Annotated in this window: 14 protein-coding genes; all 14 read right to left on the minus strand. The window is 72.5% G+C overall.

The features are described 5' to 3' along the window. Nucleotides 1-516: 516 nt before the first annotated feature. Complete coding sequence (locus tag DDQ41_RS11430; RefSeq protein ID WP_109294404.1) at nt 517-2,688, minus strand: primosomal protein N'; 2,172 nt, start codon at nt 2,686-2,688, stop codon at nt 517-519. A 546-nt stretch (nt 2,689-3,234) separates the two neighbouring features. Further along, complete coding sequence (metK, locus tag DDQ41_RS11435) at nt 3,235-4,443, minus strand: methionine adenosyltransferase (protein ID WP_109294405.1); 1,209 nt, start codon at nt 4,441-4,443, stop codon at nt 3,235-3,237. Between the two features lie 397 nt (nt 4,444-4,840). Continuing rightward, on the minus strand, nt 4,841-6,043 hold the full coding sequence (gene coaBC, locus DDQ41_RS11440; RefSeq protein ID WP_109294406.1) for a bifunctional phosphopantothenoylcysteine decarboxylase/phosphopantothenate--cysteine ligase CoaBC: 1,203 nt from the start codon (nt 6,041-6,043) through the stop codon (nt 4,841-4,843). 138 nt (nt 6,044-6,181) lie between these two features. Continuing rightward, on the minus strand, nt 6,182-6,454 hold the full coding sequence (gene rpoZ / locus DDQ41_RS11445) for a DNA-directed RNA polymerase subunit omega (protein ID WP_003982715.1): 273 nt from the start codon (nt 6,452-6,454) through the stop codon (nt 6,182-6,184). A gap of 40 nt (nt 6,455-6,494) precedes the next feature. Next, the gene (gene gmk / locus DDQ41_RS11450) at nt 6,495-7,058 is read right to left on the minus strand and encodes a guanylate kinase (RefSeq protein WP_109294407.1); all 564 of its coding nucleotides are present in this window, start codon (nt 7,056-7,058) and stop codon (nt 6,495-6,497) included. 38 nt (nt 7,059-7,096) lie between these two features. After that, entirely contained in the window at nt 7,097-7,420 is a 324-nt protein-coding gene (locus tag DDQ41_RS11455; RefSeq protein ID WP_017945586.1) for an integration host factor, read from the minus strand. Between the two features lie 500 nt (nt 7,421-7,920). Then, entirely contained in the window at nt 7,921-8,760 is an 840-nt protein-coding gene (gene pyrF / locus DDQ41_RS11460) for an orotidine-5'-phosphate decarboxylase (protein WP_109294408.1), read from the minus strand. Then, nucleotides 8,757-9,869: a quinone-dependent dihydroorotate dehydrogenase gene (locus DDQ41_RS11465; protein WP_109294409.1), complete on the minus strand. Its 1,113-nt coding sequence runs from the start codon at nt 9,867-9,869 to the stop codon at nt 8,757-8,759. Before DDQ41_RS11465 ends, pyrF begins: the two co-directional genes overlap by 4 nt. Before the next feature lie 84 nt (nt 9,870-9,953). Continuing rightward, on the minus strand, nt 9,954-13,262 hold the full coding sequence (carB, locus tag DDQ41_RS11470; protein ID WP_109294410.1) for a carbamoyl-phosphate synthase large subunit: 3,309 nt from the start codon (nt 13,260-13,262) through the stop codon (nt 9,954-9,956). Further along, on the minus strand, nt 13,255-14,421 hold the full coding sequence (gene carA, locus DDQ41_RS11475) for a glutamine-hydrolyzing carbamoyl-phosphate synthase small subunit (RefSeq protein ID WP_109294411.1): 1,167 nt from the start codon (nt 14,419-14,421) through the stop codon (nt 13,255-13,257). Before carA ends, carB begins: the two co-directional genes overlap by 8 nt. Beyond that, nucleotides 14,418-14,999: a PH-like domain-containing protein gene (locus DDQ41_RS11480; protein WP_109294412.1), complete on the minus strand. Its 582-nt coding sequence runs from the start codon at nt 14,997-14,999 to the stop codon at nt 14,418-14,420. Before DDQ41_RS11480 ends, carA begins: the two co-directional genes overlap by 4 nt. Beyond that, entirely contained in the window at nt 14,996-16,291 is a 1,296-nt protein-coding gene (locus DDQ41_RS11485) for a dihydroorotase (RefSeq protein ID WP_109294413.1), read from the minus strand. Before DDQ41_RS11485 ends, DDQ41_RS11480 begins: the two co-directional genes overlap by 4 nt. A 2-nt stretch (nt 16,292-16,293) precedes the next feature. Further along, nucleotides 16,294-17,274 carry an aspartate carbamoyltransferase catalytic subunit gene (locus tag DDQ41_RS11490; protein ID WP_109294414.1) on the minus strand — a complete coding sequence of 327 codons (981 nt, stop codon included), beginning with the start codon at nt 17,272-17,274 and terminating at the stop codon, nt 16,294-16,296. A gap of 86 nt (nt 17,275-17,360) precedes the next feature. Further along, the gene (gene pyrR / locus DDQ41_RS11495; RefSeq protein WP_109294415.1) at nt 17,361-17,984 is read right to left on the minus strand and encodes a bifunctional pyr operon transcriptional regulator/uracil phosphoribosyltransferase PyrR; all 624 of its coding nucleotides are present in this window, start codon (nt 17,982-17,984) and stop codon (nt 17,361-17,363) included. Nucleotides 17,985-18,070 lie beyond the last annotated feature (86 nt).

Raw genomic sequence — 18,070 nt, forward strand, 5'->3', positions numbered from 1 at the left:
GCACAACGCCGTCTTCGACTGGTCCATGATCGCCAGGGAGTACGCACGGGCCGAGCACCTCGGCCGCGGTCCGCGGTGGCTGCACCGCGGCGGCGCCGGGCCGCGCCTGCCAGGCGGCCTGGCCCGGCGGCGGTGCGCCCCATGCGGAACCGGGCGGCTGGGGCAGCGCCGCGAAACGCCGCCGGTCACTCCCGCTCCGGGCCGCGCGGGCGGTGTCTGATGGCGTCCCGCCGGGTGGTGCAGGGGATCGAGGCGACGGAAACCCGCAGTTCGCCGGCGGTGAATCGGCCGGATCGGACGTTCAGCCCGCTTCAGCGGGACGCTTCGCGGGCTGCCGCCTCCACGGAGATCGCCATGGGCCCGGAACCGGAACGCGGAGCACTCGCTCACCTACTCCACTTCGCGGGGCAACCTGCCGCGCCGTCCCGCACGGGCCGGGCGGCGCCGTCCCGAACCATCCCGGCCCGTCCCGCCCCTGTGCCCAGTGCCGTCCCCATGTCAGCCGGCGTCACGGCGTCAGCCGATGTCCGGCGGGTCCACCCGAATGCGTACCGGATCGCCGCCCCCGCCCCGTGCCAGCCTCGCGGCCTGGGCCGACTTCAGCGCGGCGGCGAGTGCGGCGCCGCTCCCGGGCGGTACGCGCAGCAGGGCGCGCTCCCACGGCTCTCCCGGTGCCCGTCCCACCCGAGAAGCCGATGGAGGGTCACCCGGCCGTCGCGGTCGCCCCGGAGGAGGCGGCGGAAGGGGTACCGGCCCGAGCACCTCGGCGTCGTCGGGCAGGGACGCCGAGGCCAGGAAGTCCGCCACCGACTCCGCGCGCCCGGTCACCGAGGCCATCCGCGATACCGGCGGGAACCCCAGCTCGGCGCGCTCCGCCAGCTCGCGCCGGGCATGGCCGGCCGGATCCCATCGCACCAGCGCCTGAACCGGGCGCAGCGTGGGTTCGGCGACCACGACGACCGTGCCGCCGTCCGCCTGGCTCCGCACCAGCGAGGCGGCCCCCGTCCAGCGCCGCAGCGCCTCCTCCCCCGCCCGCAGGTCGGGGCGCCCGAGCATGGCCCAGCCGTCGAGCAGCAGCGCCGCCGCGTAGCCGCCCTCGGCCACCGGTTCGGCGCCCGGTGTGCTGACCACCAGCGCGGGACGGGCGGGTACGGAGTCCAGCACATGGTCCCGCCCGGACGTCCGCACGGGGACGGCGGGAAACGCCCGCCCCAGCTCCTCCGCCGTGCGGCGGGCCCCCACGATCCGGGCGCGCAGCCGCGATCCGCCGCACTCGGCGCAGTGCCAGCCGGCGGCGTCCCGCCCGCACCAGCCGCATCCGAGGGCCTGCTCCCGCGGGGCCTCCAGCGGACCCGCGCAGTGGCCGCAGCGCGCGGGCGCCCGGCAGCGCTCGCAGGCCAGCCTCGGTACGTAGCCGCGACGGGGCACCTGCACCAGCACCGGCCCCGTCCGGAGGCCGTCACGTACCGTCCGCCATGCGAGCGTCGGCAGCCGGGCGGCCCGTGCCGCCTCGTCGCGGGCGAGATCGCCGTCGCCGACCGTGCGGATCAGCGGCGCGGCACGGCGCACCTGCTCCCGGTCCGCGGCCAGCGGCCGTGCCCAGCCGGTCTCGACGAGCTGGGCGGCCTCCACCGTGCAGCTCACGCCGCCCAGCAGGAATCCGCAGTGCTCGTGCGCCGCGCGCAGCAGCAGCACTTCCCGCGCGTGCGGCAGCGGCGCGTGCTGCTCGCTGTGGCTGGAGTCCCCGTCGTCCCATATCGCGACCAGTCCCAGGTCACGGACCGGCGCGAACATCGCCGCGCGCGTCCCGACCACCGCTCGGACCGAGCCGCGCCGCACGGAGAGCCACTGCCCGTACCGCTTCTCGGGGCCGGCCTCCGCGGTGAGGACGGCGTGGCGGCCCGCGCCGAGGAGTCCGGTCAATGCCGCGTCCACCCGGGCCACGGCTCGCCCGTCCGGGACGACGGCCAGGGCGCCCCTCCCGGAGGCGAGGGTCGCGGCGACGGCCCCCGCGAGTTCGTCTGCCCACCGCGGTCCCGGCAGCGCCGTCCATACGGCTCTCGGCACGCCCCCGCCCGCCAGGGCGTTCAGAAAGGCCGGGCCCTGCTCGTACCGGGTCCAGGTGCGTGGCTCCGGCGGCGCCGGGGACGGCAGCGGAGCGGGCGACGGCCGGGACTCCGCTCGTGCGCTCCTGGGCGGCACGGCGAGCTGGAGCACGTCGGCGAGGCTGCCCGCGTACCGGTCCGCGACCGCCCTGGCCAGACCGAGCAGTCCGGGGCTGAGCACGGGCTCGGGTGAGACCACGCCCGCGAGGGCGGCGAGCGGGCCGGCGTAGTCGGAGTCGGCCCGTCGCTCGACGATGAACCCGTCGATCAGCCGGCCGCCTTCCCGGCGGCCCTCCCGGACCCGGTGGGACCCGGCGCCGAAGCGCACACGGACCCGCACCCCGGGCTGTGCGTCCTCGTCCAGTTCCTCGGGCACCGCGTAGTCGAAGTACTGGTCGAGGTGGAGTACGCCCTTGTTCACCACGACCCGGGCGACCGGCCGCTCCCCGGCGAGGGCGGCCCCTCGCCAGGTGCGCGGCCTGGCCCGCGGCCTGGCGGCCTTGCGTACGGTCTCCCGGATGAGCGCAAGCTGCTCCGGCGAACCGTCCCCGGATCGCTCGGAGGCTTCGTCGGCGCTGCTCACAGCCACATTCCTACCAGACGGCACCGACAGTGCCCGGGCCCGCGGAACACCGTCCCGGTCAGCTGCGGCCGGCGGACGCGGAAGGGCACCGGACGCGAACGGCGAGCGGCGCGGCGACCCGGGCCGTGCACGCGGAACGGCCCGGCCCGCGAACGCCGAACAGCCCACGCGGGACGCCGAACGCCGAACAGCCGGCAGCCAACGCGGGACACCGAACGGCCCACGCGGGGCGGCGGGGGACCACGGCGCAGGGCGAGGGCGGGTGGGCCGGTCTCGCGCTCTCCGCCCTCGTCATGCGCCGGACGGCCGCGGGGAGCCGCGGCCGGCGCACGCGGGGCGGCGCACGGCCGGCGGGCAGGGGCCCGGACCTCTCGCGGCCCGGGACGACCTCCCGGCCCCATGGCCGGTCACACGGAACGCCCGGCCGGGAAACCCGGCCGGGCGTTCCGCACGAATGCCCACGGCCCGATCAGCACGACCTCGTGTCACGACGACCCCTGGAAACCGCTCCCGGGCGGCCTTGGTCCTCGCGTCGGGCGGTCGCCGTCAGAGGCCCGCCGCCGCGCGGAGGGCGTCGATGCGGTCGGTGCGTTCCCAGGTGAAGTCGGGGAGTTCGCGGCCGAAGTGGCCGTAGGCGGCGGTCTGGGCGTAGATGGGGCGCAGGAGGTCGAGGTCGCGGATGATGGCGGCGGGGCGGAGGTCGAAGACGTCGCCGATGGCGTTTTCGATCTTGTCTGTGTCGATCTGGGCGGTGCCGAAGGTCTCGACGAACAGGCCGACCGGCTCGGCCTTGCCGATCGCGTAGGCGACCTGGACCTCGCAGCGCGAGGCCAGGCCCGCCGCCACGACGTTCTTCGCCACCCAGCGCATCGCATAGGCGGCCGAGCGGTCCACCTTGGACGGGTCCTTCCCCGAGAACGCCCCGCCCCCATGGCGCGCCATACCACCATAGGTGTCGATGATGATCTTCCGGCCGGTCAGACCCGCATCGCCCATCGGGCCGCCGATCTCGAACCGGCCCGTCGGATTCACCAGCAGACGGTAGCCCTCGGTATCCAGCTTGATACCGTCCTCCACCAACCGCCCCAGCACATGCTCCACCACGAACTCACGGATATCCGGCGCCAGCAACGAGTCCAGATCGATGTCCGAGGCATGCTGCGAGGACACCACCACCGTGTCCAGGCGCACCGCCTTGTCACCGTCGTACTCGATCGTGACCTGCGTCTTGCCGTCCGGCCGCAGATACGGAATCGCCCCGTTCCTCCGCACCTCCGACAACCGGCGCGACAACCGGTGCGCCAGATGAATCGGCAGCGGCATCAACTCCGGCGTCTCATCACACGCATACCCGAACATCAACCCCTGATCGCCCGCACCCTGACGATCCAGCTCGTCCCCATCACCCTCCACCCGGCTCTCATACGCCGCATCCACACCCTGCGCGATATCCGGCGACTGCGCACCGATCGACACCGACACACCACACGAAGCACCGTCGAAACCCTTCTTCGACGAGTCGTAGCCGATCTCCAGAATCCTGCCCCGCACCAACGTGGGAATATCCGCCCACGCCTTCGTCGTCACCTCACCGGCAACATGCACCAAACCGGTAGTGACCAACGTCTCCACAGCAACCCGGGAAGACGGATCCTCCCGCAACAACGCATCGAGGATGGTGTCACTGATCTGGTCAGCGATCTTGTCAGGATGACCCTCGGTCACGGACTCCGAGGTGAACAGGCGACGGGACACAACGCTCCCTGTGGTTGCAGCGGCTGCTGGCTGATCATTGGCGGACCGGCCGGGGGCTGCGCCCCACGTCGTTCCGCGGCACAGTTTATCGGGCACCGCCCTCGACCGGACCAGCGTCTCGCTCCCCGGTCGGCCAACCGTGGGCCGAATCACCCGCCACCCTGCCGCGGACGACGGCGAAGCACAGCCGAAAGGTCGGGTTTCGACGGATTTGACGGGCCTTTGCGCGGTGGGGGAAATTCATCCCGGACTCCCCGGGTCCCGGCGTGTCCGCCGGGACCCGACCGCGGGAAGCAGTGCCGCCTCCCATCCCGCCCGGGGCCGCGGATGCCGGGCCGCGGGAAAGGGCGGCGGGAACGGCCGCGGGAAAGGGCGGCGGGCGGCCCCACCGGAGATCTCAGCCCAGCCGGGCCGCGACCAGGTCCCAGACCGTGTCCGCCAGTCCTTCCTTGGGGCCGTGCGGAACCGGCGTCTCACCCCCGTCCGCCGCCAGGACCACGGCCTCGTTCTCCTCGGAGCCGAACGTCCGGTGCTCCCCCACCTCGTTGACGACCAGCAGGTCGCAGCCCTTGCGACGGAGCTTCTCGCGGCCGTTGGCGAGCACGTCGTCGGTCTCGGCGGCGAAACCCACCACCAGCCGGCCGGGGCGGGGCCGCGCCGCGGAGATCTCGGCGAGGATGTCCGGGTTGCGGACCAGGGCGATCGGCGCCTGCTCCTGCCCGTCCTTCTTCTTGATCTTCCCCTCGGCATACACCGCGGGGCGGAAGTCGGCCACCGCGGCGGCCATCACGACCGCGTCGGCGCCGGGGGCGGCCTTCAGCACGGCCTCGCGCAGTTGCAGCGCGGTGCCGACGTGGACGACGTCGACACCGGCCGGGTCGGTCATGCCGGTGTTGGCCTCGATCAGCGTCACCCGGGCCCCGCGGGCCGCGGCGGTGCGGGCCAGCGCGTAGCCCTGTTTGCCGGAGGAGCGGTTCCCCAGGTACCGGACGGGGTCGAGGGGCTCACGGGTGCCGCCGGCGCTGACCACGACATGGCGTCCGGCCAGGTCGGGGGCCACCGCGCCGCGGGCCAGCACCCGGCGGCAGACCTCGAAGATCTCGCCGGGATCGGGCAGCCGGCCCTTGCCCGTGTCTGCGCCGGTGAGCCGGCCGACGGCCGGCTCGATGACCACGGCACCGCGGCGGCGCAGCACCGCCGCGTTCTCCCGGGTCGCGGGGTGCTCCCACATCTCGGTGTGCATCGCGGGCGCGAAGACGACCGGGCAGCGGGCGGTGAGCAGGGTGTTGGTCAGCAGGTCGTCGGCGAGTCCGTGGGCCGCCCTGGCCAGGGTGTCGGCGGTGGCGGGGGCGACGACGACGAGGTCGGCGTCCTGCCCGATCCGCACGTGCGGGACCTCGTGGACGTCGGTCCAGACCTCGGCCGAGACCGGGTGCCCCGAAAGGGCGGACCAGGTCGCGGCGCCGACGAACCTGAGCGCGGAGGCGGTGGGCACGACCCGGACGTCGTGCCCGGACTCGGTCAGCCTGCGCAGCAGCTCGCACGCCTTGTAGGCGGCGATACCGCCGCTGACACCCAGAACGACCCTCGGCTTGTCCACTGCCTCTCCCGCCACCCCGCCGATCACGACACGTATCGCCTCTATGACACACCACAGGCCCGGCGGGTGCTCCGCCGGGCCTGTGGTGACAGTGCCGCGTGCTGCCCGGGACCGCTCGCGGAGCGCCCCGGGACGGTACTACTGGGCCGGGCCCTCGACGGCCTCGGAGGTCAGCAGACCCGCGTTGATCTCGCGCAGGGCGATCGACAGCGGCTTCTCGTGCACGTGGGTGTCCACCAGCGGACCGACGTACTCGAGGAGCCCTTCACCGAGCTGCGAGTAGTACGCGTTGATCTGACGCGCGCGCTTGGCGGCGTAGATCACCAGGCTGTACTTCGAGTCGGTCGCCTCGAGCAGCTCGTCGATCGGCGGGTTGATGATGCCCTCGGGCGCGGTGATGGAAGAGGACACGCTCTAGCCTTCCGAAGAAACTACGGGGAGATCAGAAAGATCAGACAACTTCCATCAAGGCTAGCAGCTCACGGGCGACGTCCTCGACGGAGGTGTTCACCAGGGTGGTGTCGAACTCCGGCTCCGCCGCCAGCTCGACCTTCGCGGCCGCCAGCCGCCGCTCGATGACGTCGGGGGCCTCGGTGCCGCGGCCGGTGAGGCGGCGGACCAGTTCGTCCCAGCTCGGCGGGGCCAGGAAGACCAGCTGGGAGGCCGGCATGGACTCCTTGACCTGGCGCGCGCCCTGGAGGTCGATCTCCAGGAGCACCGGTTCCCCGGCCTCCAGGCGCTCCTGGACCGCCCGGCGCGGAGTGCCGTAGCGGTTTCCCGCGAACTCTGCCCATTCCAGGAGTTCGCCGTTGGCGACCAGTTTGTCGAACTCGTCGTCGCCGACGAAGAAGTACTGGACACCGTGGCGCTCTCCGGGGCGCGGCTTGCGGGTGGTGGCCGACACCGAGAGCCAGACCTCGGGGTGGACCTTGCGCATATGGGCGACGACCGTGCTCTTGCCGACCCCGGAGGGGCCGGAGAGCACGGTCAGCCGCGGACGTACCTCTGCTGCCATGCAGCGATTATCCAGCTTCCCGGGAGTGCCCGGGAACGTCAGGCGGGGCCGCCGCCGAACTCGCGCTCGAGCGACGCGATCTGGTTCGAGCCGAGACCCCGCACACGGCGGCTCTCGGAGATGCCCAGTCGCTCCATGATCTGCTTGGCACGGACCTTGCCGACGCCGGGGAGCGACTCGAGCAGGGCGGAGACCTTCATCTTGCCGATGACGTTGTTCTCCTGGCCCTGCTTGATGACCTCGTGGAGGGAGGCGCCGGAGTGCTTGAGTCGATTCTTGACCTCGGCCCGCTCCCGGCGAGCCGCGGCGGCCTTTTCGAGCGCGGCTGCGCGCTGTTCAGGGGTAAGGGGCGGAAGAGCCACGCCTACGTCACCTCGGATGTCGAACTGTCGGATACGGACCGGTGAGGAACCTAGTCGGCCCACACCAGGCGAGCAACGAACAACGCAGTGGCCGTTGCATCGCTGACTCTCGACGGAGACTAGCGGCCTGGACCGCTCCAGTCAGCGAGAACAGCGGAAAAGTCCTGGTCAGCATCGGCCGACTTGGATATTCCAGACATATGGACCCTCCATCTGTCAAGAAAGCGTCGGTCGAAGGCGCAGATGAGCGCCCTGCCGAGCGACCCGGCAGGCGCTCGAAGGCGGGCTCCCCGCTGCGGCCCCCCGGAGCGCCCGCGGACACCAGCGGACCGGGACGGACCCGCGAACGGACCGGGCGACTCAGGACGGACCCGCGAACGGACCGGAACGGGCCGCAGGGATCTCGCGGCGGAACGCGAAGACCGGAGGAACCCGCGGCAGACCCGCGGCGACCCGGACGGAACCGCGAAGACCCGGGAGCGGCGGCGCCGCCCGCGGGGCTACGCTCCGCCGACCGCCACGCGATCTCCGGCGAAGCGCTCGGCGCCGCACGCAGGGGCGGCCCTGTCCGGGCCGTGCCGCAGGACGCCGCGGCTCACGCTCGGCACGACGTTGCGCACGGCGCCGCCGAAGACGCCCGGCAGGTCCGCCGGCGTCGCGCCCTGGGCTCCGATGCCCGGCGCGAGGAGCGGGCCGTTGATGTCCAGGTCCACTCCCGCGGCGCCGAGCGTGGCGCCGACCACGGCGCCGACCGGGCCCATCGGGTCCGCCCCGGCGTTCTCGTCGGCCATGTGGTCGAGCATGAGCTGGGCGAGCGAGCCCCCGCCCGAGGCCGTGGCGCGCTGGACCTCGGCGCCCTCCGGGTTGGAGGTGAGGGCGAGGACGAAGACCCCGCAGCCGCTGAGGACGGCCTGGTCGAGCGCCGGGCGCAGCGACCCGAAGCCGAGGTACGGCGAGACCGTCACGGCGTCGGAGAACAGCGGCGAGCGCCGGTCGAGGAAGGCCTCCGCGTAGGCGCCCATGGTGGAGCCGATGTCGCCGCGTTTGGCGTCCATCAGGACCAGCGCTCCGGCGGCCCGGGCCTCGGCCACGGCCTGCTCCAGCACCGCGAGGCCCCGCGAGCCGAAGCGCTCGAAGAACGCGGACTGCGGCTTGAGGACGGCGACCCGGTCGGCGAGCGCCTCGACCACGGTGCGGGTGAACCGCTCCAGGCCGTTGACGTCGTCGGCCAGCCCCCAGGCGGTCAGCAGCGAGGCGTGCGGGTCGATGCCGACGCATAGCGGGCCGCGGGCGTCCATGGCCCGGCGCAGTCGGGTGCCGAACGGTTCCGGTGTACTCATGCGGTGGCCGCCTTTCGGGTCTCGGCGCCGACGGCCTCGGCGAGGGTTGCGTGGGGGCTCGCCGCGAGCCGTGCGGCCAGGCCCTTGTGGACGGACCTGGCGTAGAACGGGCCCTCGTAGACGAAGGCGCTGTAGCCCTGGACGAGGGTGGCGCCGGCCAGGATGCGCCGCCAGGCGTCCTCGGCGTTCTCGATGCCGCCGACGCCGACGAGCGTGATGCGGTCCCCGACGCGGGCGTACAGGCGGCGCAGCACCTCCAGGGAGCGCTCCTTGACGGGTGCGCCGGACAGTCCGCCGGTCTCCCCCACCAGCTCCGGGTCGGATCTCAGGCCGAGGCCGTCGCGGGCGACGGTGGTGTTGGTGGCGATGATGCCGTCGAGGCCCAGCTCGACGGCGAGGTCGGCGACGGCGTCCACGTCCGCGTCGGCGAGGTCCGGGGCGATCTTGACCAGGAGCGGGACGCGGCGCCCGGTGACCGTGCGGTCGGCGGCCTCGCGCACCGCCCGGAGCAGGGGGCGCAGTGCCTGCGTGGCCTGGAGGTTCCGCAGGCCCGGGGTGTTGGGCGAGCTGACGTTGACCACGAGGTAGTCCGCGTGGGCGGCGAGCCGCTCGGTGGAGGTCACGTAGTCGGCGACGGCCTCCTCCTCGGGGACGGCCTTGGTCTTGCCGATGTTGACGCCGACGACCGTGCGGAAGACCTCCCGGCGGGCGGCGAGCCGGGCGGCGACGGCGGCCGAACCGTCGTTGTTGAATCCCATGCGGTTGATCAGCGCCCGGTCCGGTACCAGGCGGAAGAGCCTGGTGCGGGGGTTGCCCGGCTGGGGCTGCGCCGTGACGGTGCCGATCTCGACATGGTCGAAGCCGAGCATGGACATGCCGTCGATGGCGGCGGCGTTCTTGTCGAAGCCGGCGGCGAGACCGAAGGGGCCGTGCATCCGCAGGCCGAGGGCCTCGGTGCGCAGTTCCCCGTAGCGGGGCGCGAGCACGGCGGCGGCGAGCGTGCGCAGCACCGGCAGGCGGGCGGCGAGCCGGATCCACCGGAAGGCGAGGTGGTGGGCCTTCTCCGGGTCCATCCGCCGGAAGATCAGGTTGAAGAAGAGCTTGTACATCCCAGTGGTGTCCTGTGTCTCCTCACGAGGACGGGTGTCCTCACGAAGAGGGGGACACCGGTTCGGTGTCCCCCTCGTGGGCTGCTAGTCGCGGGCCGCGACCAGCTGCTCCGCGTGTTCCTGGAGCGAGCGGACGCCCACCCCGCCGAGGTTGAGCGCGTCGATGCCCTGGACCGCGGCGGCGAGCGCCTGGACGGTGGTCAGGCAGGGGACGCCGCGGGCCACGGCCGCGGTGCGGATGTCGTAGCCGTCGAGACGGCCGCCCGTGCCGTAGGGGGTGTTGACGATGAGGTCGACCTGGCCGTCGTGGATGAGCTGGACGATGGTCTTCTCGCCGCCGGGGCCCTCGCCCTCGGACTGCTTGCGCACGACGGTGGCGTGGATGCCGTTGCGCCTGAGCACCTCGGCGGTGCCGGAGGTGGCGAGCAGTTCGAAGCCGTGGGCGACCAGCTCCCGGGCCGGGAAGATCATCGAGCGCTTGTCCCGGTTGGCGACGGAGATGAACGCGCGGCCCCTGGTGGGCAGCGGACCGTAGGCCCCGGCCTGGGACTTGGCGTACGCGGTGCCGAAGACGCTGTCGATGCCCATGACCTCGCCGGTGGAGCGCATCTCCGGGCCGAGGACCGTGTCGACGCCGCGCCCGTGGATGTCGCGGAAGCGGCTCCACGGCATCACGGCCTCCTTGACGGAGATCGGGGCGTCCAGCGGGAGGGTGCCCCCGTCGCCCCGGGCCGGCAGCAGGCCCTCCTCGCGCAGTTCGGCGATGGTGGCGCCCAGCGAGATCCGCGCGGCGGCCTTGGCCAGCGGCACGGCGGTCGCCTTGGAGGTGAACGGCACGGTGCGGGAGGCGCGCGGGTTGGCCTCCAGCACGTACAGGATGTCGCCGGCCATCGCGAACTGGATGTTGATCAGTCCGCGTACCCCGACGCCGCGGGCGATGGCCTCGGTCGACGCCCGCAGCCGCTTGACGTCGAAGCCGCCGAGGGTGATCGGGGGCAGGGCGCAGGCGGAGTCGCCGGAGTGGATGCCGGCCTCCTCGATGTGCTCCATCACTCCGCCGAGGTAGAGCTCGGTGCCGTCGTAGAGGGCGTCCACGTCGATCTCGATGGCGTCGTCGAGGAAGCGGTCGACCAGGACCGGCCGGTCGGGGCCGATCTCGGTGGACTCCGCGATGTACGCCCGGAGCCGCGTCTCGTCGTAGACGATCTCCATACCGCGGCCGCCGAGCACGTACGAGGGGCGTACGAGGACCGGGTAGCCGATCTCGTCGGCGATGGCCTTGGCCTCGGCGAAGGTCGTCGCGGTGCCGTGCTTGGGCGCCGGCAGCCCGGCGTCGGCGAGCACCCGCCCGAAGGCACCGCGGTCCTCGGCCGCGTGGATGGCCTCGGGGGACGTGCCGACGATCGGGACGCCGTTGTCCTTCAGCGCCTGGGAGAGGCCGAGCGGGGTCTGGCCGCCGAGCTGGACGACGACACCTGCGACCGGGCCGGCCTGCTGCTCGGCGTGCACGATCTCCAGGACGTCCTCGAGGGTGAGCGGCTCGAAGTACAGCCGGTCGGAGGTGTCGTAGTCGGTGGAGACCGTCTCGGGGTTGCAGTTGACCATGACGGTCTCGTAGCCGGCGTCGCTCAGCGCGAAGGACGCGTGGACGCAGGAGTAGTCGAACTCGATGCCCTGGCCGATGCGGTTCGGGCCGGATCCCAGGATGATCACCGCGGGCTTCTCCCGCGGGGCGACCTCGGACTCCTCGTCGTAGGACGAGTAGAAGTAGGGGGTCCTCGCGGCGAACTCGGCGGCGCAGGTGTCGACCGTCTTGTAGACCGGGCGGATGCCCAGGGCGTGGCGCACCTCGCGGACGACGTCCTCGCGCAGGCCGCGGATTCCGGCGATCTGGGCGTCCGAGAAGCCGTGGCGCTTGGCCTCGGCCAGCAGGTCGGGGGCGAGCTTCTCCGCGTCGGCCAGGTCGTCGGCGATCTCCTTGACCAGGAACAGCTGGTCGACGAACCACGGGTCGATCCTCGACGCCTCGAAGACCTCCCGCCGGGTGGCTCCGGCGCGGATGGCCGCCATCACGGTGTTGATCCGGCCGTCGGTCGGACGGCCCGCCTCGCGCAGCAGCTCGTCCTTGTCGCCGGGCTCGCCGGTGAAGTCGAACTGGCTGCCCTTCTTCTCCAGCGAGCGCAGCGCCTTCTGCAGGGCCTCGGTGAAGTTGCGGCCGATGGCCATGGCCTCGCCCACGGACTTCATGGTCGTGGTGAGCGTGCTGTCCGCGGAGGGGAACTTCTCGAAGGCGAAGCGCGGGGCCTTGACGACCACATAGTCGAGCGTCGGCTCGAAGGAGGCCGGCGTCTGCTCCGTGATGTCGTTCGGGATCTCGTCGAGGGTGTAGCCCACGGCGAGCCGCGCCGCGATCTTCGCGATCGGGAATCCGGTGGCCTTGGAGGCCAGGGCGGAGGAGCGGGACACCCGCGGGTTCATCTCGATGACGATGACCCGGCCGTTCTCGGGGTCGACGGCGAACTGGATGTTGCAGCCGCCGGTGTCGACGCCCACCTCGCGGATGACGGCGATACCGATGTCGCGCAGGACCTGGTACTCGCGGTCGGTCAGCGTCATCGCGGGTGCGACCGTGATCGAGTCGCCGGTGTGCACGCCCATGGGGTCGAAGTTCTCGATGGAGCAGACGACCACGACGTTGTCGTTCTTGTCGCGCATCAGCTCCAGCTCGTACTCCTTCCAGCCGAGGATGGACTCCTCCAGGAGCACCTCGGTGGTGGGCGACAGGGTCAGGCCCTGGCCCGCGATGCGCCGCAGCTCGTCCTCGTCGTGGGCGAAGCCGGAGCCGGCGCCGCCCATGGTGAAGGAGGGGCGGACGACCACGGGGTAGCCGCCGAGGATGTCCACGCCCTTGAGGACGTCGTCCATGGAGTGGCAGATCACCGAGCGGGCGGACTCGCCGTGGCCGATCTTCCTGCGGACCTCCTCCACGACCTCCTTGAACAGGTCGCGGTCCTCGCCCTTGTTGATCGCCTCGACGTTGGCCCCGATCAGCTCGACGCCGTACTTCTCCAGCGTCCCCGCCTCGTGGAGGGAGATCGCCGTGTTGAGCGCGGTCTGGCCGCCGAGGGTGGGCAGGAGCGCGTCGGGGCGCTCCTTGGCGATGATCTTCTCGACGTAGTCGGGGGTGATCGGCTCCACGTACGTGGCGTCGGCGATCTCCGGGTCGGTCATGATCGTCGCCGGGTTGGAGTTCACCAGGACGACGCGCAGGCCCTCGGACTTGAGGACCCGGCAGGCCTGGGTGCCGGAGTAGTCGAACTCGGCTGCCTGACCGATGACGATCGGGCCGGAGCCGATGACCAGGACGGACTGGATATCGGTGCGCTTAGGCACGCTGGCCCTCCATCAGGGAGACGAAGCGGTCGAACAGGTACGCGGCGTCGTGCGGACCCGCGGCCGCCTCGGGGTGGTACTGGACGCTGAAGGCCGGCCGGTCGAGCAGCCGGAGGCCCTCCACCACGTCGTCGTTCAGGCAGACGTGGGAGACCTCGGCGCGGCCGTAGGGGGTGTCGGAGACCCGGTCGAGCGGGGCGTCCACGGCGAAGCCGTGGTTGTGCGCGGTGACCTCGACCCTGCCGGTCGTACGGTCCTGCACGGGCTGGTTGATGCCCCGGTGGCCGTACTTGAGCTTGTAGGTGCCGAAGCCCAGCGCCCGGCCCAGGATCTGGTTGCCGAAGCAGATCCCGAACAGCGGCGTCCCGCGCTCCAGCACGCCCCGCATCACCGAGACGGCGTGGTCGGCGGTGGCCGGGTCACCGGGGCCGTTGGAGAAGAACACGCCGTCGGGGCCGACCGCGTACACCTCCTCCACCGTCGCGGTGGCGGGCAGGACGTGCACCTCGATGCCCCGCTCGGCCATCCGGTGCGGGGTCATGCCCTTGATGCCGAGGTCGACCGCGGCGACGGTGAACCTCGCCGTGCCGACCGGTACGGCCTCGCCGTCGGGGCCGATCGCGGGGACGACGTACGCCTCCCCGGTGGTCACCTCCGCCGCCAGGTCGGCGCCCTTCATCTCGGGCGCCTGGCGGACCTCGGCGAGCATCGTGCCCTCGTCGGGCAGCGCGTTGCCGGAGAAGATCCCGACGCGCATCGCTCCCCGCTCGCGCAGATGGCGGGTGAGGGCTCGGGTGTCGACACCGCTGATGCCGACGACGCCCTGGGCCGCGAGCTCCTCGTCGAGGGAGCGGCGGGAGCGCCAGTTGGAGGGGACCCGGGCGGGGTCGCGCACGACATAGCCGGACACCCAGACGCGCCGCGACTCGGGGTCCTCGTCGTTGACGCCGGTGTTGCCGACGTGCGGGGCGGTCATCACCACGACCTGCCGGTGGTACGAGGGGTCGGTGAGGGTCTCCTGGTAGCCGGTCATCCCGGTGGAGAACACGGCCTCGCCGAAGGTCGTCCCCACCGCCCCGTAGGCACGGCCGCGAAAGGTCCGGCCGTCCTCCAGGACGAGTACGGCGGGAACCCGGGTTCCCCTGGTGGAGGTCGTCATCGTGCGGCGCCTTCCGTGGTGTCGTTCTTGGTGATGGAGTCGACGGCCCCGACCCAGGCGGTGTGGTCGGCCGCCCGGTCGGAGCGGAAACCGGAGTCGATCAGCCGGTCGCCGTGCTCCCAGGTGACGATCAGCAGACCGCCCTCGGTGAGCACCTTCCCGGCGATGCCCTTGTCGAGGCGGGCGCCGCGCAGGGCCCCGGCCGGGATGAAGAAGTCGGCGGCCCCGGGGCGTACGACGTCGATTCCGGCGCCGGTGAGCGTCAGCTCGGCGCGGCTGCGGTTGCCCAGGCCCCGGGCGACGATCCGGTCGAGCCACTGCCCGGCGGTCGTGGAGCCGTGGTAGCGGCCGCTGAGCCGGAGCCTCGCCTCACCGGCGTCCTCGGGGGTCACCGGAAGCTCGGGCAGCCCGGACTGGAGTTCGCCCCGCCACTTCCAGCCCTGGCGCATCAGCCAGTAGACGAGGGCGATGAAGAGCAGGAGCCCGGCGACCCAGCCGAGCCGGGCGGCCCAGTCGGTCACCTCCGCCGACTTCCGCTCGGCCTCTTCGGCCGCCTGAATGACCAGTGGTGTCCTCACGCCAGCTTCCCGTCCATGAGCGTCGCGCGGCCCCGCAGGAACGTGTGGGTGACGCGCCCCGGCAGCTCGCGGCCCTCGTAGGGGGTGTTGCGGCTGCGGGAGGCGAAGCCCGCGGGGTCCACGGTTCCACGGTATGCCGGATCGAGCAGGGTGAGGTTGGCGGGCTCACCTGCCGAGACGGGCCGCCCGTGGCCCTCGGCGCGGCCGATCCGGGCCGGCGCGAAGGACATCCGGTCGGCGACGCCCTCCCAGGTCAGCAGCCCGGTGTCGACCATCGTGTGCTGGACGACGGACAGCGCGGTCTCCAGGCCGACCATGCCCATCGCGGCCGCGGCCCACTCGCAGTCCTTGTCCTCGTGCGGGTGCGGCGCGTGGTCGGTGGCGACGATGTCGATCGTGCCGTCGGCCAGGGCCTCGCGCAGCGCCGTCACGTCGCGCTCGGTGCGCAGCGGCGGGTTGACCTTGTAGACGGGGTCGTAGGTGCGGACCAGTTCGTCGGTGAGGAGCAGATGGTGCGGGGTGACCTCGGCGGTGACGTCGATGCCGCGGGACTTGGCCCAGCGGACGATCGCGACGGAGCCGGCGGTCGACAGATGGCAGATGTGGACGCGCGAGCCGACGTGCTCGGCCAGCAGCACGTCACGGGCGATGATCGACTCCTCGGCGACGGCGGGCCAGCCGCCGAGGCCCAGTTCGGCGGAGACGACGCCCTCGTTCATCTGGGCGCCCTCGGTGAGCCGGGGCTCCTGCGCGTGCTGCGCGACGACGCCGCCGAACGCCTTCACGTACTCCAGCGCCCGGCGCATGATGACGGCGTCGTCGACGCACCTGCCGTCGTCGGAGAAGACGGTGACGGCCGCCGCGGAGTCGTGCATGGCGCCGAGTTCGGCGAGCTTCCTGCCCTCCAGGCCGACGGTGACGGCGCCGATCGGCCGGACGTCGCAGTAGCCGTGCTCCCTGCCGAGCCGCCACACCTGCTCGACGACGCCGGCGGTGTCGGCCACCGGGAAGGTGTTGGCCATGGCGAACACGGCGGTGTAGCCGCCGCTCGCGGCCGCGCGGGTGCCGGTGAGGACGGTCTCGGAGTCCTCGCGGCCGGGCTCCCGCAGGTGGGTGTGCAGGTCGACCAGGCCGGGCAGCAGGATCCTGCCCGCGGCCTCGACGACGCTGGCACCGCCGGCCTCGATCCCGGTACCGACCTCGACGACGGTCTCACCGTCGATCAGTACGTCACGCACCTCGCCGCCCAGCACCTTCGCGCCGCGGATCAGTGTCTTGTTCGGCTCGCTCATGGTTACTTCGTCTCCTCGGTACGAGCGTGGGTGACGGCGGGCTCGTTGCCGCCGAGAAGCAGATAGAGGACCGCCATACGCGTGTGCACGCCGCCTGCGACCTGTTCGACGGCGGTGCAGCGGTCGGAGTCGGCGACCTCGGCGGTGATCTCCATGCCGCGGACCATGGGGCCGGGGTGCATCACGATGGCGTGTTCGGGCATCTTCGCCATGCGGTCGCCGTCGAGGCCGTAGCGCCGCGAGTACTCGCGCTCGGTGGGGAAGAAGGCCGCGTTCATCCGCTCGCGCTGCACCCGCAGCATCATCACCGCGTCGCTCTTCGGCAGCACGGCGTCGAGGTCGTACGAGACCGCGCAGGGCCAGTGCCCGACACCCACGGGCAGCAGGGTGGGCGGCGCGACCAGGGTGACTTCGGCGCCGAGGGTGTGCAGCAGCTGCACGTTCGAGCGGGCGACGCGGCTGTGCAGGATGTCCCCGACGATCGTGATCCGCCGGCCCGCCAGGTCCCGCCCGAGTCCGGCGTCCCGCCCGACCAGGCGGCGGCGCATGGTGAAGGCGTCGAGCAGCGACTGGGTCGGGTGCTGGTGGGTGCCGTCTCCGGCGTTGACGACCGCGGCGTCGATCCAGCCGGAGGTGGCGAGCCGGTAGGGAGCGCCGGAGGCGCCGTGCCGGATGACGACGGCGTCGACGCCCATCGCCTCCAGGGTCTGCGCGGTGTCCTTGAGCGACTCGCCCTTGGAGACGGACGAGCCCTTCGCGGCGAAGTTGATGACGTCCGCGGACAGCCGCTTCTCGGCGGCCTCGAAGGAGATGCGGGTCCTGGTCGAGTCCTCGAAGAAGAGGTTGACGACGGTCCGGCCGCGCAGGGTGGGCAGCTTCTTGATCGGCCGGTCGGCGACCCTGGCCATCTCCTCGGCGGTGTCGAGGATCAGGACGGCGTCGTCGCGGGTGAGGTCGGCGGCCGAGATGAGGTGGCGCTTCATCTGGGTGTGCTCCGGGGTGTGGAGATGTGCGGGCATGCGGGCGCGCGAGAGCCGCCCGTAGGGCGGGGCGGGGCCGTACGGGGCTGCTATCGCCCGCCGGACCGGGCGGTCTCGTCCGGGCGGCCCTCGGCCGCGGGAACGCCCGTCTCCCGCCGCTCGCCGAGCAGCACGGCGTCGCGGCCGTCCTCCTCGTCGAGCTGGACACTGACCGTCTCCCGCAGCGACGTCGGGAGGTTCTTGCCGACGTAGTCGGCGCGGATGGGCAGCTCGCGGTGGCCGCGGTCGACCAGGACCGCGAGTTGGACGGCGCGGGGCCGGCCGATGTCGTTCAGCGCGTCCAGGGCGGCGCGGATGGTGCGCCCGGAGAAGAGCACGTCGTCGACGAGGACGACCAGGCGGCCGTCGATCCCGTCGGGCGGGATGTCCGTGCGCGCGAGGGCGCGGGCGGGGCGGAGCCGCAGGTCGTCGCGGTACATGGTGATGTCGAGCGAGCCGACGGGGATGGTGCGGCCGGTGATCCCGGCGAGCTTGGCGGCGAGCCGGCCGGCCAGGAAGACACCGCGGGTGGGGATGCCGAGGAGCACCACGTCGTCGGCGCCCTTGGCGCGCTCGACGATCTCATGGGCGATGCGGGTCAGTACCCGCGCGATGTCGGGGCCCTCGAGAACGGGGCGCGCGGCATCGGAAACTTCTGCGACTTCTGCGTCCATACGAAACGGACCTCCTTCTCCGCCTCACGGGACGGACCTTAAAGGACGTCGGATCTTGCGCCGTCCACCGTACCAGGACCGGCGGG

The organism is Streptomyces spongiicola (assembly GCF_003122365.1).
Classification (GTDB): domain Bacteria; phylum Actinomycetota; class Actinomycetes; order Streptomycetales; family Streptomycetaceae; genus Streptomyces; species Streptomyces spongiicola.

Coding starts and splice junctions, on each gene's coding strand:
- DDQ41_RS11465 (WP_109294409.1), bottom strand. CDS start 9,869: ATGTACAAGCTCTTCTTCAACCTGATCTTCCGGCGGATGGACCCGGAG.
- pyrR (WP_109294415.1), bottom strand. CDS start 17,984: ATGGACGCAGAAGTCGCAGAAGTTTCCGATGCCGCGCGCCCCGTTCTC.
- DDQ41_RS11485 (WP_109294413.1), bottom strand. CDS start 16,291: ATGAGCGAGCCGAACAAGACACTGATCCGCGGCGCGAAGGTGCTGGGC.
- carA (WP_109294411.1), bottom strand. CDS start 14,421: ATGACGACCTCCACCAGGGGAACCCGGGTTCCCGCCGTACTCGTCCTG.
- pyrF (WP_109294408.1), bottom strand. CDS start 8,760: ATGAGTACACCGGAACCGTTCGGCACCCGACTGCGCCGGGCCATGGAC.
- DDQ41_RS11490 (WP_109294414.1), bottom strand. CDS start 17,274: ATGAAGCGCCACCTCATCTCGGCCGCCGACCTCACCCGCGACGACGCC.
- gmk (WP_109294407.1), bottom strand. CDS start 7,058: ATGGCAGCAGAGGTACGTCCGCGGCTGACCGTGCTCTCCGGCCCCTCC.